27 protein-coding genes are annotated in these 22,933 nt (G+C 44.1%); all 27 read left to right on the plus strand.

Annotated features, from left to right (window positions below):
• The first annotated feature begins 10 nt into the window (after positions 1-10).
• A complete protein-coding gene (locus EUAN_RS02720; protein WP_071061456.1) occupies positions 11-373 on the plus strand; it encodes a response regulator in 363 nt (120 codons plus the stop codon).
• A 7-nt stretch (positions 374-380) separates the two neighbouring features.
• Positions 381-866: a FliO/MopB family protein gene (locus EUAN_RS02725; RefSeq protein ID WP_071061458.1), complete on the plus strand. Its 486-nt coding sequence runs from the start codon at positions 381-383 to the stop codon at positions 864-866.
• A complete protein-coding gene (fliP, locus tag EUAN_RS02730) occupies positions 856-1,641 on the plus strand; it encodes a flagellar type III secretion system pore protein FliP (protein ID WP_245674428.1) in 786 nt (261 codons plus the stop codon). Before EUAN_RS02725 ends, fliP begins: the two co-directional genes overlap by 11 nt.
• A 13-nt stretch (positions 1,642-1,654) precedes the next feature.
• Positions 1,655-1,924, plus strand: coding sequence for a flagellar biosynthesis protein FliQ (gene fliQ, locus EUAN_RS02735; protein WP_071061461.1), 270 nt, complete (start codon positions 1,655-1,657; stop codon positions 1,922-1,924).
• A gap of 7 nt (positions 1,925-1,931) precedes the next feature.
• Positions 1,932-2,717 (plus strand): flagellar biosynthetic protein FliR, encoded by a 786-nt coding sequence (gene fliR / locus EUAN_RS02740; RefSeq protein ID WP_071061463.1) that lies wholly within the window; start codon positions 1,932-1,934, stop codon positions 2,715-2,717.
• Between the two features lie 8 nt (positions 2,718-2,725).
• Positions 2,726-3,826 carry a flagellar biosynthesis protein FlhB gene (flhB, locus tag EUAN_RS02745; protein WP_084655707.1) on the plus strand — a complete coding sequence of 367 codons (1,101 nt, stop codon included), beginning with the start codon at positions 2,726-2,728 and terminating at the stop codon, positions 3,824-3,826.
• Entirely contained in the window at positions 3,823-5,856 is a 2,034-nt protein-coding gene (flhA, locus tag EUAN_RS02750) for a flagellar biosynthesis protein FlhA (protein ID WP_071061471.1), read from the plus strand. Before flhB ends, flhA begins: the two co-directional genes overlap by 4 nt.
• A complete protein-coding gene (gene flhF, locus EUAN_RS02755) occupies positions 5,856-7,034 on the plus strand; it encodes a flagellar biosynthesis GTPase FlhF (RefSeq protein WP_071061473.1) in 1,179 nt (392 codons plus the stop codon). The genes flhA and flhF overlap by 1 nt, the downstream gene beginning before the upstream one ends.
• Entirely contained in the window at positions 7,027-7,812 is a 786-nt protein-coding gene (locus EUAN_RS02760) for a nucleotide-binding protein (RefSeq protein ID WP_071061474.1), read from the plus strand. The genes flhF and EUAN_RS02760 overlap by 8 nt, the downstream gene beginning before the upstream one ends.
• A gap of 35 nt (positions 7,813-7,847) precedes the next feature.
• Positions 7,848-9,908, plus strand: coding sequence for a chemotaxis protein CheA (locus EUAN_RS02765; RefSeq protein ID WP_071061476.1), 2,061 nt, complete (start codon positions 7,848-7,850; stop codon positions 9,906-9,908).
• 12 nt (positions 9,909-9,920) lie between these two features.
• Positions 9,921-10,409 carry a chemotaxis protein CheW gene (locus EUAN_RS02770; protein WP_245674429.1) on the plus strand — a complete coding sequence of 163 codons (489 nt, stop codon included), beginning with the start codon at positions 9,921-9,923 and terminating at the stop codon, positions 10,407-10,409.
• Between the two features lie 12 nt (positions 10,410-10,421).
• A complete protein-coding gene (locus tag EUAN_RS02775; RefSeq protein ID WP_071061477.1) occupies positions 10,422-11,036 on the plus strand; it encodes a chemotaxis protein CheC in 615 nt (204 codons plus the stop codon).
• Entirely contained in the window at positions 11,036-11,518 is a 483-nt protein-coding gene (locus tag EUAN_RS02780; RefSeq protein ID WP_071061479.1) for a chemotaxis protein CheD, read from the plus strand. The genes EUAN_RS02775 and EUAN_RS02780 overlap by 1 nt, the downstream gene beginning before the upstream one ends.
• A 36-nt stretch (positions 11,519-11,554) precedes the next feature.
• Positions 11,555-12,295 carry a FliA/WhiG family RNA polymerase sigma factor gene (locus EUAN_RS02785; RefSeq protein ID WP_071061481.1) on the plus strand — a complete coding sequence of 247 codons (741 nt, stop codon included), beginning with the start codon at positions 11,555-11,557 and terminating at the stop codon, positions 12,293-12,295.
• A gap of 23 nt (positions 12,296-12,318) precedes the next feature.
• Positions 12,319-14,115 carry a flagellar assembly protein A gene (locus EUAN_RS02790; protein ID WP_071061483.1) on the plus strand — a complete coding sequence of 599 codons (1,797 nt, stop codon included), beginning with the start codon at positions 12,319-12,321 and terminating at the stop codon, positions 14,113-14,115.
• 11 nt (positions 14,116-14,126) lie between these two features.
• Complete coding sequence (locus EUAN_RS02795; RefSeq protein ID WP_071061485.1) at positions 14,127-14,474, plus strand: hypothetical protein; 348 nt, start codon at positions 14,127-14,129, stop codon at positions 14,472-14,474.
• Between the two features lie 10 nt (positions 14,475-14,484).
• A complete protein-coding gene (locus EUAN_RS02800; protein ID WP_071061487.1) occupies positions 14,485-14,871 on the plus strand; it encodes a DUF6115 domain-containing protein in 387 nt (128 codons plus the stop codon).
• A 138-nt stretch (positions 14,872-15,009) separates the two neighbouring features.
• Entirely contained in the window at positions 15,010-15,729 is a 720-nt protein-coding gene (gene rpsB / locus EUAN_RS02805; RefSeq protein WP_071061489.1) for a 30S ribosomal protein S2, read from the plus strand.
• Positions 15,730-15,837: 108 nt separating this feature from the next.
• Positions 15,838-16,485 (plus strand): translation elongation factor Ts, encoded by a 648-nt coding sequence (tsf, locus tag EUAN_RS02810; protein ID WP_071061491.1) that lies wholly within the window; start codon positions 15,838-15,840, stop codon positions 16,483-16,485.
• Positions 16,486-16,567: 82 nt separating this feature from the next.
• Positions 16,568-17,284 carry a UMP kinase gene (gene pyrH / locus EUAN_RS02815; protein WP_071061493.1) on the plus strand — a complete coding sequence of 239 codons (717 nt, stop codon included), beginning with the start codon at positions 16,568-16,570 and terminating at the stop codon, positions 17,282-17,284.
• 2 nt (positions 17,285-17,286) lie between these two features.
• A complete protein-coding gene (gene frr / locus EUAN_RS02820; RefSeq protein WP_071061495.1) occupies positions 17,287-17,844 on the plus strand; it encodes a ribosome recycling factor in 558 nt (185 codons plus the stop codon).
• A 1-nt stretch (position 17,845) separates the two neighbouring features.
• The gene (locus tag EUAN_RS02825; protein WP_071061497.1) at positions 17,846-18,043 is read left to right on the plus strand and encodes a hypothetical protein; all 198 of its coding nucleotides are present in this window, start codon (positions 17,846-17,848) and stop codon (positions 18,041-18,043) included.
• Between the two features lie 48 nt (positions 18,044-18,091).
• The gene (locus EUAN_RS02830) at positions 18,092-18,820 is read left to right on the plus strand and encodes an undecaprenyl pyrophosphate synthase (RefSeq protein ID WP_245674430.1); all 729 of its coding nucleotides are present in this window, start codon (positions 18,092-18,094) and stop codon (positions 18,818-18,820) included.
• Positions 18,821-18,824: 4 nt separating this feature from the next.
• A complete protein-coding gene (locus tag EUAN_RS02835; RefSeq protein WP_071061501.1) occupies positions 18,825-19,601 on the plus strand; it encodes a phosphatidate cytidylyltransferase in 777 nt (258 codons plus the stop codon).
• A gap of 85 nt (positions 19,602-19,686) precedes the next feature.
• Positions 19,687-20,838, plus strand: coding sequence for a 1-deoxy-D-xylulose-5-phosphate reductoisomerase (locus EUAN_RS02840; RefSeq protein ID WP_071061503.1), 1,152 nt, complete (start codon positions 19,687-19,689; stop codon positions 20,836-20,838).
• 11 nt (positions 20,839-20,849) lie between these two features.
• Positions 20,850-21,857 carry an RIP metalloprotease RseP gene (gene rseP, locus EUAN_RS02845; RefSeq protein WP_071061505.1) on the plus strand — a complete coding sequence of 336 codons (1,008 nt, stop codon included), beginning with the start codon at positions 20,850-20,852 and terminating at the stop codon, positions 21,855-21,857.
• 12 nt (positions 21,858-21,869) lie between these two features.
• On the plus strand, positions 21,870-22,916 hold the full coding sequence (ispG, locus tag EUAN_RS02850; RefSeq protein ID WP_071061507.1) for a flavodoxin-dependent (E)-4-hydroxy-3-methylbut-2-enyl-diphosphate synthase: 1,047 nt from the start codon (positions 21,870-21,872) through the stop codon (positions 22,914-22,916).
• Positions 22,917-22,933: the final 17 nt, after the last annotated feature.

The raw sequence follows: 22,933 nt of genomic DNA on the forward strand, positions 1-22,933 counted from the left end.
AATAGAAAAAATGTCAAACAGTATACTTGTAGTAGACGATGCAGCTTTTATGAGAATGATGATCAAGGAGATCCTTACTAAGAATGGGTTTGATGTAGTTGGGGAAGCGGAAAACGGAGCTAAGGCTGTGGAGAAGTACAAAGAACTTAATCCAGACCTAGTTATAATGGACATAACTATGCCAGAGATGGATGGCATACAGGCAGTAAAAGCCATAAAAGAGGTGGATGGAAACGCGAAAGTGGTTATGTGCTCTGCGATGGGACAGCAGGCCATGGTAATAGAGGCCATACAGGCCGGAGCTAGAGACTTCATAGTAAAGCCTTTCCAGGCAGACAGAGTTGTTGAAGCCATAAAAAAAGTACTAGGGTAAGCTAGTGATGAAGAACAGACTCACTCTCATTTTTAGCTCGATTCTGATGGCGGCCTTCAGTACAAATATTGTATATGGATATGCAGACGTTGAGAGTTCAAATGACGGAGTATCTTTTTTTTCGAGCCTTATGAAATTCATAGGGTTCTTGGTCATATTTGGAGTCATAATATTCTTGGCGTACTACACGACTAGGCTGATAGCCAGCAAGTCGAATCAAGGTATGAGAAGTGAAAACATGGAGGTACTGGACTTTATGAGTCTGGGAACTGCAAGCAAGATAATGATGGTAAAGGTGGAGAGGTATGTATATGTGCTCGCTGTAAGCGGAAACAACATAACCTCAATAGACAGGCTGGAGTATGACGATCTCGACATAGAGGAGAGAAACTTTTACGCAGGTGACTTCGACCAGCAGCTCAAGAAGCTCATAAACTCTGAAAAGCTTTCAGAGCTGAGAGATAAATTTTCGAAAAAAAGAGATGATAGATAGCATGACAGATAAAAAAAGAAAAAGCTCAATTCTCAGAACAGCGCTTGTTGCGATGGCTATACTGCTATTGGCCAGCTCCGTAAACGCCGAAGCAGACCTATCTATCTTCGGGAACAACATAAGCATATCAAGCGAAGAAGACCCAACCGGCATGGTTGCCAGCATACAGATAGTCATACTCTTGACTATACTGACCTTGGCGCCTTCCATAATAATAATGATGACTTCCTTCACAAGGACTATAATAGTGCTTTCCTTTACTAGGAACGCACTTGGAACACAGCAGATGCCTCCGAACCAAGTGCTGGTGGGGCTTGCTATATTCCTTACGCTTTTCATAATGGCACCCGTATTTTCAGAGGTGAACACAGAATCTATACAGCCCTATGTAAAGGGCGAAATCACTCAGGAAGTGGCCATAGAAAAGGGGCTTGTGCCTATAAGGGAGTTTATGTTCAAGCAGACCAGAGAGAAGGACATGGCACTGTTTTTAAAGGCAGCTGACAAAGGTGCAGTGGAGAGCTTAGAAGAGATACCTACTACGGCACTGGTGCCAGCATTTGTGATATCTGAAATAAAGACGGCATTCCAGATAGGGTTCATCATCTACGTTCCCTTCCTCGTCATAGACATGATAGTGGCGTCTACACTTATGTCAATGGGTATGATGATGCTGCCGCCGGTTATGATCTCTCTTCCTTTCAAGATACTGCTGTTTATACTTGTAGACGGCTGGCATCTTGTGATGGGACAGCTTATAACCAGCTTTAACTAAAGGAGATGTAGAGATGACTCAAGGGGATGTACTTTTTATAGCCAAGGACGCTCTTATGCTTATACTTATAACATCTGCCCCAATGCTTGGAATAGCCCTGGTGGTGGGAATAACCATAAGTATATTTCAGTCTGTTACCCAGATACAGGAGGCCACACTGGCATTTGTGCCGAAAATAGTGGCCGTATTTGTAACTATGCTGATTTTTGGCCCGTGGATGCTCAAGATGATAACAGAGTTCACTCAAAATCTATTTCAGAGCATGAATAACTTTATAGGATGAGGCCGTGATGGAGACAAACATACTAGAGATACTTTCTCTTAAGTATCAGGCATTAATACTTATATTTTTAAGGGTTACAGGGCTTTTCATACTGTCGCCTGTATTCAGCAGAAATGGGATTCCGAATACACTGCGTATAGGCTTCTCGGTCCTGCTCTCCATAACGCTTGTGGGCGTAATAGATATACCTGATTCGCTCATAGAGACCAAGCCGTTTCTGATGCTGGCCATGGCGGAAGTGCTTATAGGGCTTATGATAGGGCTTATAAGCTACCTTTACTTCAACATATTCTTCTTGGCGGGGCAGATAATAGACTTCAACATAGGGTTCAGTATGGTGAGCGTATTTGACCCTCAGAGTAATACGCAGGTTCCCATCATGGGAAGCTTCTACAATCTGCTGGCGACGACTATATTCCTCACTCTAAACGGGGACCACATACTGATAGAGGGGCTTTTGAACTCGTACGACATGGTAAAGATAGGAAGCAGTCCGTTTCACCAGGAGCTGCTGACGCAGTATACCGACATAATGGGCAAGATGTTCATATGGGCCTTCAAGATAAGCGCACCTGTGATGATAGCCATATTTTTGGCAGACGTATTCTTGGGGATACTGGCAAAGACTATGCCTCAGATGAACGTGTTCATAGTCGGAATGCCTCTGAAGATATTCGTAGGGCTTGCGATCATAATCATAACGCTTCCGATGTTCGGAGGGGCTCTCTACAGGGTATTTGACCTCATAAAGACCGATATGAACTATATGTTTGAGATAATGGGAAGCGGGTGATGCAGGATATGGATATGTACTTGAAGCTGGACCTCCAGCTCTTTTCGCAGGAGAAGACAGAGGAAGCCACACCCAAGAAAAAGAGCGAAGCGAGAAAAGAGGGCCAGATCCCTCAGAGCAAGGAGATTGGGCTTGCCGCTGCTATAATAGCAACTTTTGCAGGGCTTAGAGTATTTGGAAAGTGGATGCTCGACAATATAATGGGATTCACGATAAATACCATAAAGAACCACAGCCTTAATCCTGAGATTTTCAACCAGGAGGGGATAGTCAGCCTTGCTATGAGCAGCCTTATGACGCTTGGGTTGGTGGTTGCACCGGTGGCGATCATATCGATGGCCATAGGGCTTGTGACTTCCTACCTCCAGGTGGGAGTCCTTTTTACTACCAAGACACTTGCCTGGAAGCTCAGCAGGCTAAACCCCATAGAGGGTTTCAAGAGGATGTTCTCCAAGCGTTCAGTCGTGGAGCTTATAAAGTCACTTTTCAAGATAGGAGTGCTTGGCTACATAGTCTACTCTTATATACTGGATGAAATTCCAAATATTCTAACCTCTGTAGAACTCGAGATAGGCCAGCTGGCTGCATATCTCGGAGATCTTGTGTTTGCGATAGCCATGAGGATAGGGCTTGCGCTCTTTATAATGGCTGCAATAGACTATTTCTACCAGAGGTACGACCACAACAAGAAATTGATGATGAGCAAGCAGGAGATAAAAGAGGAGCACAAGCAGTCAGACGGTAATCCTCAGATAAAGTCCAAGATAAAGGAAAAGCAGAGGCAGATGGCCATGCAGAGGATGATGCAGGAGATCCCTTCTGCAGATGTAATAATAACAAACCCCACGCACTACGCCGTAGGGATAAAATACGACAAAGATCTATACGACGCACCTTACATAATAGCTAAAGGACAGGACAATCTGGCTCAGAAGATAAAGGAAATAGCGAAAGAGCATAAAATCCCTGTAGTGGAGAACAAGCCACTGGCCAGGAGCCTTTACGCTAACGCTGAAATCGGACAGATGATACCGGAAGAGCTTTTCCAGTCCGTGGCAGAGGTGCTCGCTTACGTTTATAGTTTGAATAAAAAAGGAGTAAGGCGATGAAATTCGGAGATGTAGGTGTAGCTGTTGCCATAATAGCTATAATAATAATAATAATAATACCGGTTCCGCTGATCATGCTAGATGCGCTGCTGAGCGTGAACATAGCGCTTGCGCTCTTGATACTGCTTATATCTATGTATACAAAAGATGCGCTTCAGTTCTCCATATTTCCTTCACTGCTCCTGATAACCACGCTTTTCAGGCTGGCGCTCAATATATCTACTACAAGGTATATACTGAGCGACGGATACGCTGGACAGGTTATAGAGGCATTTGGAAACTTCGTTGTCAGGGGGAATATATTTGTAGGACTTGTTATCTTCCTGATCATAGTGCTTATAAACTTCATGGTAATCACAAAGGGAGCTGAGAGGGTTGCCGAGGTTGCTGCTAGATTTACTCTAGACGCTATGCCTGGAAAGCAGATGGCGATAGACGCCGACCTTAACTCAGGACTTATAACTGAAGTAGAGGCCAAACAGAGAAGAAAAGACGTTCAGAGCTACTCGGACTTTTACGGGGCGATGGACGGAGCTACCAAGTTCGTAAAGGGAGACGCAATAGCCGGAATCATAATCACGATAATAAATATAACAGCTGGAATAGGGACAGGAGTCATAATGAGAGGATTGCCTGCCGGAGAAGCAGCTGGGCTTTATGTGCTGCTGACTGTAGGCGACGGGCTTGTAAGCCAGATACCGACGCTTCTGATTTCGACGGCGACGGGACTTATAGTTACTAGAGCGGCTTCGGAGTCTAACCTTGGAGGAGACCTACTAGGGCAGCTCTTCGGAAATAACCCTACTATCATGTTCATAGTAGGAGGATTCCTACTTATGCTTGGACTGGCTACTCCGCTGCCAGTATTACCTTACGTCATGCTGGCTGGAATGTTTTTCTTTATAGGATTCACCATGAAAAACGCCACTCAGAAGTCTATGGAGGAAGAGCAGGAAATAGCTGACATAGAAGAGGTAGAGGAGATCAAGAAGCCTGAAAATGTAATGAACCTATTAAAAGTCGAGGACATAGAGCTGGAGTTCGGGTACGGTGTAATCCCGCTTGCAGACGTAAGCCAGGGAGGAGACTTGCTAGACAGGATAGTCATGATAAGGCGTCAGCTGGCTCTGGAGCTTGGAGTTGTAGTTCCAATGGTCAGGCTTAGAGACAATATACAGCTGAATCCTAACGAATACATCATAAAGATAAAAGGTGTTGAGGTCTCTAGGGCAGAGCTTCTCTTTGACCACCTTATGGCTATGAACCCTGGAATGGCTGACGACTCGCTAAAGGGCATAGACACAAGAGAGCCGGCATTCGGTCTTCCGGCAAAGTGGATACTGGAGCAGGACAGGGAGAAGGCAGAGATACTGGGCTACACAGTTGTAGACCCGCCTTCCGTTATCTCAACCCATCTGACTGAAGTCATAAAGTCAAATTCAAGCAAGCTCTTGAGCAGACAGGATGTGAAAGCGCTAGTGGACAACATAAGGGAAGACAATCCAGCCCTCATAGACGAGCTTATACCTAATCAGCTGTCTATAGGAGAGGTGCAGAAAGTGCTTTCGAATCTGCTAGACGAGGGCATCTCTATAAGGGATATGGAGACTATACTTGAGACGCTTGCAGACTACTCTGTTACGACTAGAGACATAGATATGCTGACAGAGTACGCTAGACAGAGCTTGTCTAGATATATAACCAAGAAGTTTGCAGATCAGGGGGAGCTCAAGGTAATAACGCTTGACAGCCAACTAGAGCAGATGATAATGGGGTCTGTCAACAAGACAGATACAGGGTCTTATATATCGCTTGACCCTAACACAATACAGAGAATACTGGAAGATACTTTTTCTAAGGTTGAGAAACTGGCATCTGTGGGGCTTCAGCCTATAGTGCTTACGGCGCCACTGGTCAGGATCTACTTTAAGAAGCTTACAGAACAGTCATTAAAGGATTTGGTGGTCTTGTCTTACAATGAAGTGGAACCAAATGTTGAAGTTCAATCAGTAGGGACGGTGGCAATATAATGAAAGTGAGAAAGTTTGTTGGGAAAAGCACAAAAGAAGCTATGGATAAAGTCAGACGGGAGCTAGGAGACGAGGCTGTCATACTCCACACCAAGAAGAGGAAGAAGCCAGGGTTCTTGGGCATGTTTGGGAAAGAGGAAGTGGAAATACTTGCAGCCCTCGACGCCAAGGTGAAAAAGAAAGCTCCGAGTCCCAAGGCACCTGCGCCTAGAGCCGAGAGAGAGGAAATCCAGTTTGTGGAGAGGGCCAGAAGCCAAGCGACACCTCAGTACAGGGATGAGATCATTCCGCCTAAAAAGGTGGACATGGGAACGACAGATGAGCTTTCGGATATAAAGCAGTCCATAGAGTATATAGCTGAAAAGCTGAAGCTCAGGGATCTGGGCGACACGCTTTCGGAGTTCAGGGATTTCATAAAGGTAATGGTGGAAAATGGAGTCGAAGAGGAAGTGGCCAGAGACATAGTGGAAAATGTGTCAAAGCAGGTGGTGCTTGAAAACAAGACAAAAGACGAGATAAGAGAGATCGTGAGGCTGAATATAAAGTCCTACCTAGGCGAGGTATCGTCTCTTAAATACGACGGGGAAAAGAAGGTCATATTCTTCATAGGGCCTACTGGCGTCGGAAAGACGACTACACTTGCAAAGCTCGCTTCCCACTTTGTGCTGAACGAAAAGTGCAGCATAGGGCTTATAACTGCGGACACCTACAGGATAGGAGCAGTAGATCAGCTCAAGATATACGGGGAGATCTTAGACATACCTGTAAAGACCATATACGAGACAAACGAGGTTTACGAGGCTCTTTCAGGCCTTCGCGACAAGGACGTAGTCTTTATAGATACAGCGGGCAGAAGCCATAAAAACAAGCCCCAGGTGGAAGAGCTAAAAGAGCTTATAAACACTGTAAAGAGCAAGGAGATATACCTGCTGCTGAACATAGGGACAGAGATGAAGAACATAAACTCCATAATAAAGGAATACGACTTTATAGAAGACTACAGCATAATATTCACGAAAAAAGATGAGACAGACATTTTAGGCAATATACTGAACACGAGGTACTACTCCAACAAGAAGCTCTCTTATATAACGACTGGTCAGAATGTGCCTGACGACATAGAGCTCATAGACACAGATAAGATAAGCAGGATACTGGTCGGTGAAGCGGATGAGTAACGATCAAGCGGCAAACCTAAGAGAGCTTATGAACAAGACGAAGCCAGAGGAAGAGGAGAGCACAGACGGCAAGCTGTACGCCTTTGTGGGACGTGAAGGGTCGGGCAATACGACAATAGTGTCCAATATCTCAAACCTCATGGCTAAAGAGGGAAAGAAAATCATAATAATAGACTTCAACTCAGGGATTTTGACTACAGACATCTTCTTCAACGTGATTCCGAACAGGAACATGAAGGACATAATAGACGGGGACAGAAGCGAGAAAGAGATGCTTCTAAGGGCTAGAGACAACGTATATATAGTCTACGCCAACAAGGTGCTGGACCTTTCCAAAGAGGAGAAAGAGCTCTTTAGAGCAAAAGTGGATATTCTGAGGAAAGATGCAGACTTGATATTTGCAGATATAGAGGGTGTTGAAAACCTAGGCAAGCTTATGTTCTTCTTGAAAGATGCAGAGTCGATTTTTGTGACCGATACAGATTCTGAATCTATACAGGAAACTTACTACGGTATAAAATACTTGAGTACAAACATGGACTTAGACAGCGCGCGAATCATAGTCAATAAAAGCGATAGCGTAGAGTTGTCAGACAGGATAATAGACAAGCTAGGAAAGACAGCTGATAAATTTTTGGGAATTAAAGTAGAGAAAATCGGGTATATATGCAGAGAAAAAGAAGTAAAAGACTCGATGAGAAAGCAGAAACTTTTTACAGATATATATCCAGACCTTAGATCAACGTCCGAGATAGTCGCTGTAAAAGACAGGCTTTAAAATCCAGAAATCAAACTTTATGGGGGTGTAATGGTATGGATATGAATCAATATTTAGATATATTTATAGAGGAGTCGAAAGAGCATCTTCAGCATATGAATGACAAGCTATTGGAGCTTGAGAACAATTACGACGAGATAGGGCTTTTAAACGAGATATTCAGGGTGGCACATACGCTAAAGGGAATGTCTGGAACTATGGGCTTTACAAAGATAGCAAGCTTGACACACACTATGGAGAACATGCTGGATGCCATGAGGAACAGTGAAATAAAGACGACTCCAGAGATAATAGATATACTATTCAGATGCTTTGACAGTTTGGACGAGTACATAAACAACATAGTCGAGACTGGGGTAGAGGGAGAGCTTGACAGCACGGAGCTTGTAAACGAAATAGACAAGACTCTAAAAGGCGATGCGGAGCCGGAAGTTAAAGCTTCTGAGTCTTCAGGACTGCAACAGGGAGCAGAAATCGACGAATATGTAAAGCACGCAATGCAGGAATCTAAGGAAAAGGGAATGAACCCTTATAGAATAACTGTAGAGGTGAGCGAGGACTGCATGCTGAAAGCGGCAAGAGCTTTTATAGTCTTCACCACAATAGAAGAGCACGGAGAGATACTGCAATCGGACCCATCTGCTGAAGACATAGAAGATGAGAAATTTGACAACAAGTTTTCAGTGCTAGTCGTATCTGAAAAGAGCGGAGAAGAGCTACAGAAGGAAATAGCGAATATTTCGGACCTTAAGTCTGTAGCTGTAGAGAGCATAGACTTAAGCGGAACTGACAGCTCTCAAGAGACTGTAGAAGAGCTGAAAGAAGAAAAAGCCGAAGAATTGGCTGTTGAAGCAGAGCAGGCAGCTTTTGCAGAGCAAACAGATATGGCTGCCTCCCCTAAAAAAGAGGTTGAAAAGCCGGAGAAAAAAGCTGTTGCGAAAAACAACAACGCCAAAATCGGAAAGACAGTAAGGGTAGACATAGACAGACTGGACAACCTGATGAACCTGGTTTCAGAGCTTATAATAATAAAGACAAGGCTAGAAGACACTGGAAGCGCAGACAAGGGAAATATGACAGAGGCCGTAGAGTATCTGGAGAGGATAACGACCAGCCTGCACGATGCAGTTATGAAGGTTCGAATGGTGCCTATAGAGAGGGTATTCAACAGATTCCCTAGAATGGTAAGAGACCTCACCAAAGACCTAGGAAAGAACATAGATCTTAGGATGTCTGGAGAGGAAACAGAAGTTGACAGAACTATAATAGATGAAATAGGAGATCCTCTTATCCACCTTATCAGAAACTCAATAGACCACGGAATAGAGAAGCCAGAAGAAAGAAGGGCAGCCGGCAAGCCGGAGAAGGGGATAGTAGACCTTAAGGCCTACCCTGATGGAAACAGCGTTGTTATAGAGCTAGACGACGACGGAGCGGGGCTTAACCTTCCTAAGATAAAGGCCAAGGCTGTGGAGAGGGGAGTTATAACTCAGGAAGAGGCGAACACCCTTCCAAAAGAAGACGCAATAGACCTGCTGTTCAGGCCAGGGTTCAGCACAGCCGATGTCATATCAGACGTATCTGGTAGAGGGGTTGGGCTAGACGTAGTGAAGACCAAGATAGAGTCTATAAGCGGAAACATAGAGGTTAAGACAGAGGAAGGCCAAGGAAGCAAGTTCATAATAAGACTACCTCTTACGCTTGCAATAATACAGGCGCTTCTCATAAAGCTGAGCGACGAGATATATGCCATACCGCTGAGCTCCATAAGTGAGATAAGCACTATAAAGAGAGAATCGATAAGAAAAGTTCAGGAGCAAGAAGTGATACTTTTCAGAAACAAGACGCTTCCTATAATAGACCTGAGCAATGTACTCGGGCTTAGCAGAGAGCTAGAAGCGGAAGACTTGACTATAGTTATAGTCAGAAAAGGGGAGAAAGAGGCTGGGCTTATAATAGACGGGCTTATAGGACAGCAGGAGATAGTCATAAAGTCTCTTGGAAAATTCCTTCTAGACACTCCATACCTTGCAGGGGCTACAATATTAGGAAATGGTAGAATATCACTTATACTCGACGTAAATTCTCTTTTTTAAGGAGCGATAGACATGGTAAACTTGAATAACGAAGAAATGGAACAGGAAAGAAGCATAGAGGATGAAAGAAAGTACGTAGTGTTTAGACTGGAAGAAGAGTACTACGGGATAGACATAAACAATGTAAAGGGAATAGAGAAGGCACAGGACTTCACCAGAGTTCCAAATGCTAACTACTATATAAAGGGAGTAATAAACCTAAGAGGTGAAGTTGTACCTGTAATAGACCTCAGAAAGAGACTTGGATTTCATGAAAAAGAAGAAGACGGAAACTCCAGGATAATAATAGTCCAGGTTCATGATATGCAGGTAGGGCTTCTAGTGGACAGTTCTTCTGAAGTCATAACATTTGCAGAAGACGAGCTGGACAGTGCGCAGACTATGAAGGATTCGATAGCTGACGACTTTGTGAAGTATATAGGGAAGAAGAACGACAGGCTCATAATACTCATAGACCTTATGAAAGTAGTAGGATATGAAGTAGAAGAAGAGACAGTATAGGGGGCGTGAAAAGTGGTCATAGACAAGCTGAATGACGTGCTTATAGATGTTTTACAGGAAGTCGGGAATATAGGGTCGGGGAATGCAGCCACGGCCCTGTCCACTATGATAAACAAAAAAGTGGACATGAATGTACCACAGATAAAGGTACTCGAGTTCAAGGACGTGCTAGATGTGCTTGGAGACGCTGAAGAGCCTGTTGTAGGCATATACTTCGGACTGGAGGGAGACCTCGAGGGAAATATAATGTTCGTGCTTGACATGGATTCCTCTAAGAATCTGGTCAACATGCTGTTCGGAAGGATGGATGGAGGAGAGCTTGAGCTGAACGAAATGGACATGTCTGCTCTTTCAGAGGTGGGCAACATCCTCTCAGCTTCATATGCAAATTCGCTCAGTATGATGACAGGACTTGCACTGAAGGTAACAGTCCCGTCCATATGCGTAGACATGGCAGGGGCTGTAATAAGCGTTCCGGCCATACAGTTCGGAATCACAGGCGATCACGCCATATTTATAGAGACGCAGTTTTTGCAGGACGAGAACGAGATAAAGGGGGATATCTTCCTGATACCGGAAGTGGACTCTTTTGAAAAATTACTTAGGACATTAGGAGTAGATATGTAATGGAAATGATAAAAGTTGGAATGGCGGACTACAAGGCCACCAAATCACCAGGTGTCCTTATAACATTTGGGCTGGGCTCTTGCGTGGGGATAGCTCTCTATGACAAGTCCACAAAAGTGTCTGGGCTCGCACATGTGATGTTGCCTTCTAGCAAGGAAATAAAGAACAATTCCAATAAGGCTAAGTTTGCGGATACCGGAATAGACGCACTTATAGACGAGATGGTCAAGCTAGGGGCTCGCAAGAGCAACATAGTGGCCAAGATAGCAGGAGGAGCTCAGATGTTTTCGTTCTCGTCTCAGAACGACATGCTCAGGATTGGAGAGCGGAATGCAATAGCGTCTAAGGAGAAGCTTAAAGATCACAGAATCAGAATCCTTGCAGAAGACACAGGTGGGAACTTTGGAAGAACTATTGAACTAAACACTGAAACAGGGGAGCTGCAAATAAAGACTATAGGACATGGAATAAAGGTCGTTTAAAAGCTGCAGCCCATCTCCTTTGAGGAGGGTTGAGATATGAAACTCGATGAAGTTTGGATAAGATACAAGAAGACAAAAGACGAAGAACTCAAAAAAGAGCTTATAGTTGAATACCTTCCGCTTGTTAAGATAATTTCAGGGAGAATGTACAATTTCTATGGGGGGAATATAGAATATGACGACCTCTTAGGGTATGGAGTGTTTGGGCTTATAGATGCCATAGACAAGTTTGAACTTAAGCGGGACCTCAAGTTCGAGACATATGCGCAGATAAGGATAAGAGGGGCCATGATAGATAATCTCAGAAAGCTAGACTGGATTCCAAGGAGAATAAGAAAGAAAGCAAAGGACATGGAAGTCACGATAAGCAGGCTAGAGAACAAGTATGGAAGGTCCGTGACAAACGAAGAGATTGCAAAAGAGTTGGGACTGGATTTGAGGGAAGTGGAAAACACTCTTTCCGAAATATCGGTTTCATCGGTTGTGTCTCTAGAGGATACGATTTCCCAAAGGGAGGACATGAGCTTCAGCAGCGAGGAAAAGACGCCGGAGCAGGTCCTAGAGGCAACTGAAGTGAAGAAAATACTTGCTCAGAACATAGACAAGCTTAGAGAGAAGGAAAAGCTAGTTATATCGATGTACTATTTTGATGAACTCACATACAAGGAGATAGGAAGGGTTTTAGAACTTTCTGAGTCTAGAATATCTCAGATACACAGCAAAGCTATACTGAGTCTGAAGAACAGCCTGAACAAAGCTGGAGTTGACAAATACTAGAGACAGAAGTGGAGGCGTTGGGATTGGATATAAAAGAGATCGTACTAGAAGGAAAAGAAATAGATGAAATAATAGACAGAGGGCTGCTTCAGATTTCTAAGTCTAGAGAAGAAGTCGAAATAGAGGTAATTGAAAAGGAAAAGAGCTTCTTTGGCAAGGTGAAGTCATACCAAGTGAAGATAAGCTATTCTGAGCAAGCAGAAGTAGAGCAGGAAGAGGAGAGCAGCAGAGAGTCCTTGGACTCGGAGCCGTCTTTTTACATAGACTACTTGGATGACGGGGTTTATATGAGCTTTCTAGAGCAGGGGAAAAAGCTGGACCTTATGACCATATTTGAAATAATAAGCAAATATGGAATCAAAGACATCATATTTTCCGATGTAAAGAAGGGATTTTCTGAATATGGGAGCATACCGTTCAAAATAGCGCCTGCCCAAGAGAGGGAAGTGCCTGAGAACGGTTTTTTGACATATGCAAGTGCGGACAAGATGAACGGCTTCATAATACTGTTCGAGAACAGTGAAAAAAGTCCAAGCGAGATACTTGAAGAGATCAAAGAGGTGTTCAAGATAGGCGTTGACTACAGCAAGCTTGAAGAAGCTGTATCAGAAAAGATGTACAACAGGCCGGTGCTTGTAGCCGAAGGGATTAGGGCCGTGGACGGAAAAGACGGGTATGTAGACTACAAGTTCAAAACAGAGTCTATGACCAATCCGAGAGTCAAAGAGGACGGAACTGTGGACTTCAAGGAGCTTGAGCTTTTCAACAATATAGAGGCCAACACTGTGATAGCGGAGCTGATACCTCCTGAAGAGGGGGAAGACGGCAAAGACGTCTTTGGAAACGTTGTGACTTTTAAAGCAGGGAAATTCGCCAGCTTCAAATACGGAAAAAACGTAGAAGAGATAGAAGGCGGCAAACTGCTTGTATCTAGAACTGACGGGCAGATAAAGCTAGAAGACGGAAAGATAAATATATACGAGGTGTACGAAGTCAGAGGTAATGTAGACAACTCTGTAGGGAATATAGACTTCAAGGGAAGCGTCAAGATAAAGGGAAATATACTCACTGGGTTCACCGTAAAGTGCAAGGGCGATCTCGAAGTGGAAGGTGTAATAGAGAGCGCAAATGTAGAGAGCGAAGGGAACATATTTATAAAGAAGGGCATACTCGGAAGCGACAGATGCGAGGTCAAGGCGAAGGGGAATATCTACTCTAGGTACATAGAGAGCGCCTATGTGTTTTCTGAAAAGCTGGTTGAGTCAGAGATGATGCTCCACAGCGAGATAGTGAGCAGAGGAGATGTAATTGCAAGCGGCAAGAAAGGCGTTATAATGGGCGGAAGGACAAGGGCCAAGAACGAAGTCAGAGCCAAGAGCATAGGTACGGTCATGGCGACGCCAACTTTTATAGAGGTAGGGGTGGACCCGTATATAAAGCAAGAGACCGACTTGCTGAAGAAAGGCATAGACAGCTTAGAGGCTGATATATACAAGCTTGAACAGGTGATATCACATCTCAAGGGAAGTTACGACAGGGGCATACTAGACGAGAAAAAGAGAGGTATGTATCTAAGCGCCATAGATACAAAGATAGATCTGGAAAAGAGGCTAGAAGAAGCCGTAGCCATGGCGGACAGAAATAACTATGAAAAGCAGGTCATAAGGGGAAGAGTTGTATTCGAGGACATTATACACCCAGGCGTCAGGATAACTATTGGCACAAGCATATACCAAATCGACGAAGACATAGCCCACAGCACAATATACAAAGACCAATTCGACGGTGAGATAAAGATAGGACCTTTTATAGATAAATAGGAGGGATCGGGATGGGACTTAGTCCAATAGACATGAAAGGGTTTATACCGAAGACCCAGGAGCTTTCCGAGGCTGAAAATCAAAGAAATATAAGAGACAAGAGCCAGCTTGTAGTACAGCAGAGCGAACAGGAAAAGAAAGTGGAGCGAGATATAAGGCAGGTCAACGACTCTGAAAATGCAGAGAAGGCCAGGATTCGCAAAGAGCCGGATGGAAAGCCGGGCAGTCGTGGAGACGGCGAAGAGAAATGCGAAGACGGAGCTCAAAAAGCACCTGAGAAAAATAGCCTCGAAGGCTTGAACGTTTCAGTCAAGAGCGATAGAATATCGGTTGGAAGAAAAATAGATATGAAAGTGTAGGTGAGGTATTTTGGACACTCTTTTCTTGATCATAGGGGCGGTTCTCGTTTTGATCTCGGTAATACTGATCGCCAAAGCAAAGTCCGGAAGCTCTGAGGCTGAGACTTTTGAGCAGGTTTTGAGAGAGGACATGGACTTAGAGCTAGATGTGGACTTAGACGATGAAGAGCTTAGGTTTATAGACGAGATTGCGGAGAGCGAATACGAAGTTGAGTATGAAGAAGAAGCAGAGGAGACTCCTGTAAAGCCCGAGCTTGAAAGGGGAACTCTTGACCACAGGGACACAGTTGCCATAATGTACAAGGCCGGGATTTCACCAAACGAGATAGCCAAGAAGCTCGAGATGGGAAAGCGGGAAGTAGAGATAATACTAAAAGTGAAGGGTCTTGTGAAATAATTTATTGATTATATAATTGCGCTATGTTATACTACTTAAGGTGAAACTACACACACTCTTTAATTCTCGAGGAGGTGCCGAAAGGTTCCTTGAGGAGAGGATGAGGGTGGAGGAAAAACAAATGGAGGTGCTGTTAAAATGGCAGTAATATCAATGAAAGGCCTACTAGAGGCAGGAGTACACTTTGGACACCAAACTAGAAGATGGAACCCAAAGATGGCAGAGTATATTTTTACAGAGAGAAACGGAATCTATATAATAGATCTTCAGAAGACTGTTGTAAAAGTAGAAGAAGCTTATAATTTCGTAAGAGATGCAGTTCTTGACGGAGGAGAAGTTCTTTTCGTAGGAACTAAGAAGCAAGCTCAAGAGTCTATCGAAAACGAAGCAAAGAGATGTGGAATGCACTTCGTTAACCAAAGATGGCTTGGAGGAATGCTTACAAACTACAACACTATAAAGAAGAGAATAGACAGACTAGAAGAGCTTAACAAGATGGAAGAAGACGGAACTTTCGACGTACTTCCAAAGAAAGAAGTTATAAAGCTTAAGCACGAGAGAGACAAGCTTGAGAAATTCCTAGGCGGAATAAAGGAAATGAAGGGCGTACCTCAAGTTATGTTCGTTGTAGACCCTAGAAAAGAGAAGATAGCTGTAAGAGAAGCTAAAATACTTGGAATACCAGTTGTAGGAGTTGTAGACACTAACTGTGATCCAGACGAAGTAGATCTTGTAATTCCAGGAAACGACGACGCTATAAGAGCCGTTAAGCTTCTAACTGAGACAATAGCTAATGCTGTTCTAGAAGGAAAGCAGAGCGTTGAAGAAGAAGTAGAAGAAGAGCAAATACAAGAGTAAGTAAATTCGGGTAAGGGGCTGTAGGGAATATTCCCTTGCTACTCTTACCCTTTTATTTAGTTTAAAGATCAGTTAAAATAAAGATAAAGACTACTAGGAGGAATTAGAATGGCAATATCATCTGCTTTAATCAAAGAACTAAGAGAAGTATCGGGAGCTGGAATGCTTGACTGTAAAAAAGCTCTAGACGAGACTAACGGAGATATAGAAAAAGCAATAGACCTACTTAGAGAAAAAGGACTTTCTCAAGCGGCTAAGAAGTCTGGAAGAATAGCTTCTGAGGGAGTTGTAGAGGCTTACATCCACGGTGGAAGAATAGGAGTTATAGTTGAAGTCAACACAGAGACTGACTTCGTAGCTAAGAACGAAGACTTCAGAGCTTTCGTAAAAGACGTGGCTATGCAGATAGCTGCTGCAAACCCTAAGTATGTTTCAAGAGAAGAAGTTCAGCAAGACGATATAGAGAGAGAAAGAGAAGTTCTTACTCAACAAGCTCTAAACGAAGGAAAGCCAGCTAACATAGTGGAGAAAATGGTAGAGGGAAGAATAGACAAGTTCTACAAAGAGATATGCCTTCTAGAGCAGCCTTTCATAAAGGATCCAGACACTACTGTAGAAAAGCTTCTAGCTGAGAAGATAGCTAAGATAGGAGAAAATATCAAGATAAGAAGATTCACTAGATACGAAGTTGGTGAAGGAATAGAGAAAAAAGAAGAGAACTTTGCTGAAGAAGTTGCAAAGCAAATGAACGCTTAGTTATAGCACTGTGAATGGAGGGCATTTTTATGTTCTCCATTTTAATAGATAGGTCAATAAAAAAATCACAGGAGTTGTTTTCATGGATAAACCTAAATTTAAGAGAGTAATACTGAAGTTAAGTGGGGAAGCATTAGCGGGGGATAAAGGATTTGGAATAGACGAAGAGACGGTAGACAATATAGCGAAAGAGATATCTAAAATAGGCGAGATGGATGTTCAGGTAGCTATAGTAGTAGGGGGAGGAAATTTCTGGAGAGGAAGAAGTGCTCAGAGAATGGACAGAGCTACATCTGACTACATAGGGATGCTAGGAACTACTATAAATGCACTTGCGCTTCAAGACGCACTTGAAAACATAGGAGTGGACACTAGAGTGCAGACTGCGATAGGGATGCAGGAAGTGGCGGAGCCTTATATAAGGAGAAAAGCCATAAGACATCTGCAAAAAGGCAGAGTTGTTATATTTGCCGCAGGATCTGGAAATCCTTACTTCTCTACAGATACCACTGCCGCGCTTAGAGCCGCTGAGATAGAGGCTGAAGTGATACTTCTAGCGAAAAAAGGAGTGGACGGAGTTTACGATTCAGATCCAAAGATAAATCCTTCTGCAAAAAAATTCGAAAGTTTGAGATATATAGACATATTGAACAGAGGACTTGGTATAATGGACTCTACAGCTACATCTCTATGTATGGACAACAGCATACCACTGATAGTATTCGGCATAGACGATCCTGAAAACATAGTGAGAGTTGTGACTGGAGAACAAATAGGAACAGATGTCAAGGGGGTTTAAATATGAACTTAGAGATACATCAAAACACAGAAGATAAAATGAGCAAGACTATATCGGCTTACAAAGAAGAGTTAGGCAGCATAAGAGCTGGAAGGGCGAACCCTTCACTGCTAGACAGAATATCTATAGACTACTATGGAGCGATTACGCCGCTTAACCAGCTGGCGAACGTATCTGCACCAGAGCCTAGACTGCTTGTGATACAGCCTTATGATGCAAGCACTATAGCTGCAATCGAGAAGGTAATACAGGCTTCAGACCTAGGGCTTAACCCGTCAAACGACGGAAAGATAATAAGGCTTGCCATCCCTCAGCTTACAGAGGAGAGAAGGAAAGAGCTTATAAAGGTTGTAAAGAAAGCGGCTGAAAATGCCAAGGTAGTCATCAGAAACCAGAGAAGAGATGCAAACGACGCCATAAAGAAGATGCTCAAAGACGGAGAGCTTACTGAGGACGATGTGAAGGCTGCAGAAGCCAAAGTCCAGGAGATAACAGACAAGAAAGTGTCTGAAATAGATAAGCTAACTGAAGAAAAAGAGAAGGAACTTCTAGAGGTGTAGTTTGAGACTTCATGGATTTGACGTGCTTGGGTTCCGCCTAGATGAAGGGCTTGAAGTTATCGGCGGGAGTACGCCCAAGGATATTAAAATAGTGGAAACATTCTCTCCAAAGCATAGGGAAGAAAACTCTGGAGAGCCCAGAATACTGAGGGTTTTGGAGAGTGATAAAAGCATAGAATTGACTGTAGGTTACTTTTAACCCCTTCCTCCAGAAGGGGTTCTTTTATTTCAACAGGAGGTGGGTGTTTTGGCAAAACCCTCTATAAAGATAGACACGGAAAAACTGCCCGAGCATATAGCTATTATAATGGATGGAAACGGAAGATGGGCAAAAAAGAGGTTTCTTCCCAGGACAGCGGGGCATAAAGTAGGAGTTGAAAGGGTCAGAGACGCTATAAAGGCAGTTGATGAACTTGGGATAAAATACCTCACGCTTTACGCTTTTTCGACTGAAAACTGGAAGAGGCCACAAGATGAAGTCCAAATGCTTATGAAGCTCTTGGCAGAATACCTGAAGAAAGAGCTAGACGAGCTTCATAGAAACGGAGTCAGAATAAGAGTGTTGGGGAGCCTGGATGAAATACCTGAGAAGGTGAGAACTGAAATCCTGAATTCCATGGAGAAGACAAAAGACAACGACAATATAGTCTTGAACATAGCTCTTAACTACGGGTCGAGGCAGGAGATTGTACGCGGCATAAGAGAGTTCGCAAGTGAGGTGCTAGAGGGAAAGAGAGATTTAGACAGCCTCGACGAAGAGAGCTTTAAGGACTACCTCTACACTGGAAGCCAGCCGGACCCTGATATGGTTATAAGGACAAGTGGGGAAGAGAGGATAAGCAATTTTCTGCTCTACCAGATAGCTTATAGCGAACTTATTTTCACAGACACGCTCTGGCCCGACTTCAAGAAAGAGAATCTGCACGAGGCCATAGCAGAGTTCCAAAAAAGAAAAAGAAGATTTGGAGGAATTTAACGCTATGAAGACTAGGATAATTTCAGGACTTATTGGATTGGCAATACTGCTTGTGGTGCTTTATAGCGGAGGAATGGTTTTCAAAGGCACAATACTGGCAATCACGCTTGTGGGGCTCTATGAGTACCACAGGGCGATTGAAGGCTTAAAAGACAAGTACATAGTGTCGTATATGAACTATTTGTTCGCGATTGCACTTTTCTTCAAAGATATACTTGGGATGGAGGATTATCTGGGGGAGATTCTCTTTCTCTACGCCATAGCTGTAGCTATGCATATGGTTCTCAAAAGAGACACTACGCTTAAAGACGTCAGCTACTCTATGTTCGGGGGGATATACGTGGCTTTCTTCCTTTCGCATCTATACAGCTTCGAGGGGAGCATGCTGATATGGCTTATATTCATAGTGGCGTGGATGACAGACACTTTTGCGTATTTCACAGGCATGTTTTTCGGAAAGCACAAGCTCTGCCCTCACCTAAGCCCTAAAAAGACAGTGGAAGGAGCTTTAGGCGGAGTAGTAGGAGCTGCAGTATCGGCTGTCGTGTTTTCGCTGTACTTTAAGGTAAACGGGGTGTTCCTCATAGGGATTATGGCTGTATTCGGCTCGGTAATCTCGCAGGTAGGAGACCTTACGGCCTCTAGGATAAAGAGGATAGCGGGGATAAAGGACTACGGAAATCTCATGCCGGGCCACGGCGGGGTGCTAGATAGGTTTGACAGCATAATATTCGCATCACCCTTCATATACTACAGCTTGAAGCTCTTTGGGCTTATGTAGGCTATTTGTAAGAACTTATAAATTGATTATATAAAGTAGATGGGTTATGATTGTATTAAATACAGTTTTCATTGGGAGTGAGAATTTGAAAAAGATAAGCATACTCGGATCTACAGGCTCTATAGGAACACAGTCGCTTGACGTAGTTAGAAATAACCCTGGATTTAAAGTTGAGGGGCTTTCTACAAACAGCAGTATAGACAAGCTCTATGAGCAGATTGAAGAGTTCGGGCCTCGCCACGTATCAGTTGGAACAGAGGAGGCGAAGTACGAGCTTTTGAGAAAGCTAAAAGACGGCGGGATTAAAGATGTGGAAGTCTACTCCGGAGAGTCAGGGCTGCTTGAGATAGCACGCGACGAAAGCGAGATACTTATAACTTCGGTTGTGGGTATGGTTGGACTTCTACCTACGCTCGCCGCGATAGAAAAAGGCAAAAAGATAGCACTTGCAAATAAGGAGACGCTTGTCACAGCAGGGGAAATAGTTATGAAGGCCGCAGAGGAAAAGGGGTCTGAAATAATACCGGTGGACAGCGAACACTCCGCTATATTCCAGTGCCTAAACGGCGAGAGAAGGTCCGAGGTGGAGCGCATAATACTCACGGCTTCAGGGGGGCCTTTCAGGGGCAGAAAGCTAGATGAGCTCAAAAACATAAGTGTGAGAGAAGCGCTTAATCACCCTAACTGGAGCATGGGGTCCAAGATAAGTATAGACTCGGCCACACTTATGAACAAGGGACTTGAGATGATAGAGGCTAAATGGCTTTTCGACATAGATATGGAATATGTATGCCCTATAGTGCATCCTCAGAGCATAATACACTCTATGGTGGAGTTCGTAGATGGTAGCATAATGGCACATATGGGGACTCCAGACATGAGGATACCAATACAGTATGCGCTGACATATCCATATAGAGCCAGGAACAATGTGGAGAAACTGGATTTCTTGAAGCTGAAATCGCTCACTTTCGAAGAGCCGGACAGAGACACTTTCAAGGCTATAAGGCTTGCAGTGGATTCGGCAAATGTAGGAGGCACTATGCCTTCTGTGCTGAACGCGGCAAACGAAGTGGCTGTGGAACTTTTTCTGAAAGAGAAGATAGGGTTTCTGGATATAGCTGACAGCGTGGAAGCGGCAATGGAAGCCCACACTGTGAAGAGCAAGCCGTCTTTAGAGGATATACTAGAAGCGGATAGATGGACAAGGGAGTTTGTAGTCTCTAGACGTATTTAAGGGGTGAATATATGCAGACAGCATTGGCGACAATATTTGTATTTTGTCTTGTAGTGGTGGTACATGAATTCGGGCATTTTGCAGTTGCAAAGTTGTCAGACGTAAAGGTGAATGAGTTTTCGGTGGGAATGGGACCGAGGATTTTTGGAAAGAAGTTCGGAGAAACAGAGTACTCTCTTAGATTGATTCCGATAGGCGGATTTGTCAAGATGGAGGGTGAGGACGAGGACTCCGAAGACGGCAGAAGCTTCAACAAGAAAAGCGTAAAAGCCAGAATGGCCATAATACTGGCAGGGGCAATTATGAACTTCGTGCTTGCCTTTGTGGTTTTCGGGATATACTTCTACGGGGTGGGAAGCCCTACCACAGAGATATCTGAAGTTTCAAGCGGTTCACCAGCATACGAAGCGGGGCTTGCTCCTGGAGACAGGATCACAGAGATAGACGGCATAGCCATAGACTCCTGGGGAGACGTGAGCGAGACTATAGGAAAGCTTGGAGAGAAGGAGCTAAACGTTGAGGTTGAAAGAGGGGATGCCGTCGAGTCGTTCAAGATGACTCCGGAGCTTAATGCAGATGAAAACAGACTGCTGATAGGCATATCGCCTGAGATGGAGAGCTCGATAGGCGACTCCCTCTCTATGTCTGGAAAGACGCTAGTAGAAGTCATAGGGCTTATGTTCGATTTCATAGGCAGGCTCTTTACAGGGGGAGTTGGAACAGACGATGTCTCAGGGCCGGTAGGAATAATCTATATAGTTGGAGAAGCGGCTAAGACAGGCTTCCTATACGTGTTCTATATAGCTGGATTGATAAGTGTGAACCTGGGCTTTTTCAATTTACTGCCTATACCGGCTCTGGACGGAAGCAGATTTATGTTTCTGCTCTTGGAAGCTCTGAGAGGCAAGCCTATAGATCCAGAGAAGGAAGGCAGAGTCCACATAGTTGGGTTTCTGCTGCTTATGATGTTTACGGTGTTTATAACGTATAAGGATATAATAAAATACAATCTATTTTAAGTAGGTGAAGATATGAGAAGAGAGAGCAGGCGCATATACTGTGGTGACGTTCCGATAGGTGGCGGATCGCAGGTTACAGTTCAATCTATGACAAATACAGATACAAGAGACGTTGAAGCTACAGTGTCTCAGATAAAGGCCATGGAAGCTGAAGGGTGTGACATAGTAAGGCTGGCTGTGCTGGATATGGATGCGGCCCGTGCCATAGGTGAAATCAAGAAATCCGTGAGTATACCGCTTATAGCTGATATACATTTCGACTACAGACTTGCGATAGAGTCGGTCGAAAGCGGTGTAGATGGGCTTAGGATAAACCCTGGCAACATAGGTGGCAGAGATAGGGTTGAAAAAGTGGTAGAAGTTTGCAGAGAGAGAAATATCCCAATCAGGATAGGGGTGAACTCTGGCTCAATAAGGCAGGACATACTGGACAGATTCGGGGGCGTAAACGAAGACTCCCTTGTCTACAGCGCTATGGAGCATGTGAAGATACTAGAAGAGCTGGACTACAGGAATATAAAGCTCTCTCTGAAAACCACAGACGTGGACTTAACTTTCAGGGCCTACAAGAAGATAGCGAAGATGGTGGACTATCCGCTTCACCTTGGCATAACAGAGGCTGGGACTGTCTGGGCTGGAACTATAAAGTCGGCTGTCGGAATAGGGGCGATGCTCCTAGAGGGCATAGGTGACACCTTGAGGGTTTCGCTGACAGGAGACCCTGTAGAGGAGATAAGAGTAGGAAAGCAGATACTCAGGACAGTAGGGCTTTTAAAGGACAGGATAGAGATAGTCTCGTGTCCGACTTGTGGCAGGACCCAGATAGACCTTATAAAGCTGGCAAACGAAGTAGAAAAGAGAATCTCACATATAGAGAAGCCTATAAAGCTGGCCATAATGGGATGTGTTGTAAATGGCCCTGGGGAAGCCAAGGAGGCCGACATAGGGATTGCTGGCGGAAAAGGCGAGGGGCTCATATTCAAAAAAGGCAAGATAGTCAAAAAAGTCAGAGAAGAAGACCTTTTAGAAGAGCTGATAAAAGAAATAGAGAATATGTAATGAGGAGTAGGTGATCT

This window comes from Andreesenia angusta (assembly GCF_001855385.1).
Taxonomy (GTDB): domain Bacteria; phylum Bacillota; class Clostridia; order Tissierellales; family Gottschalkiaceae; genus Andreesenia; species Andreesenia angusta.

Coding starts and splice junctions, on each gene's coding strand:
- flhF (WP_071061473.1), top strand. CDS start 5,856: ATGAAAGTGAGAAAGTTTGTTGGGAAAAGCACAAAAGAAGCTATGGAT.
- ispG (WP_071061507.1), top strand. CDS start 21,870: ATGAGAAGAGAGAGCAGGCGCATATACTGTGGTGACGTTCCGATAGGT.
- rseP (WP_071061505.1), top strand. CDS start 20,850: ATGCAGACAGCATTGGCGACAATATTTGTATTTTGTCTTGTAGTGGTG.
- EUAN_RS02760 (WP_071061474.1), top strand. CDS start 7,027: ATGAGTAACGATCAAGCGGCAAACCTAAGAGAGCTTATGAACAAGACG.
- frr (WP_071061495.1), top strand. CDS start 17,287: ATGAACTTAGAGATACATCAAAACACAGAAGATAAAATGAGCAAGACT.
- EUAN_RS02765 (WP_071061476.1), top strand. CDS start 7,848: ATGGATATGAATCAATATTTAGATATATTTATAGAGGAGTCGAAAGAG.
- EUAN_RS02835 (WP_071061501.1), top strand. CDS start 18,825: ATGAAGACTAGGATAATTTCAGGACTTATTGGATTGGCAATACTGCTT.
- rpsB (WP_071061489.1), top strand. CDS start 15,010: ATGGCAGTAATATCAATGAAAGGCCTACTAGAGGCAGGAGTACACTTT.
- tsf (WP_071061491.1), top strand. CDS start 15,838: ATGGCAATATCATCTGCTTTAATCAAAGAACTAAGAGAAGTATCGGGA.
- EUAN_RS02720 (WP_071061456.1), top strand. CDS start 11: ATGTCAAACAGTATACTTGTAGTAGACGATGCAGCTTTTATGAGAATG.
- EUAN_RS02780 (WP_071061479.1), top strand. CDS start 11,036: ATGGAAATGATAAAAGTTGGAATGGCGGACTACAAGGCCACCAAATCA.
- EUAN_RS02770 (WP_245674429.1), top strand. CDS start 9,921: ATGGTAAACTTGAATAACGAAGAAATGGAACAGGAAAGAAGCATAGAG.
- EUAN_RS02785 (WP_071061481.1), top strand. CDS start 11,555: ATGAAACTCGATGAAGTTTGGATAAGATACAAGAAGACAAAAGACGAA.
- EUAN_RS02795 (WP_071061485.1), top strand. CDS start 14,127: ATGGGACTTAGTCCAATAGACATGAAAGGGTTTATACCGAAGACCCAG.
- pyrH (WP_071061493.1), top strand. CDS start 16,568: ATGGATAAACCTAAATTTAAGAGAGTAATACTGAAGTTAAGTGGGGAA.
- EUAN_RS02725 (WP_071061458.1), top strand. CDS start 381: ATGAAGAACAGACTCACTCTCATTTTTAGCTCGATTCTGATGGCGGCC.
- fliR (WP_071061463.1), top strand. CDS start 1,932: ATGGAGACAAACATACTAGAGATACTTTCTCTTAAGTATCAGGCATTA.
- fliP (WP_245674428.1), top strand. CDS start 856: ATGATAGATAGCATGACAGATAAAAAAAGAAAAAGCTCAATTCTCAGA.
- flhA (WP_071061471.1), top strand. CDS start 3,823: ATGAAATTCGGAGATGTAGGTGTAGCTGTTGCCATAATAGCTATAATA.
- flhB (WP_084655707.1), top strand. CDS start 2,726: ATGGATATGTACTTGAAGCTGGACCTCCAGCTCTTTTCGCAGGAGAAG.
- fliQ (WP_071061461.1), top strand. CDS start 1,655: ATGACTCAAGGGGATGTACTTTTTATAGCCAAGGACGCTCTTATGCTT.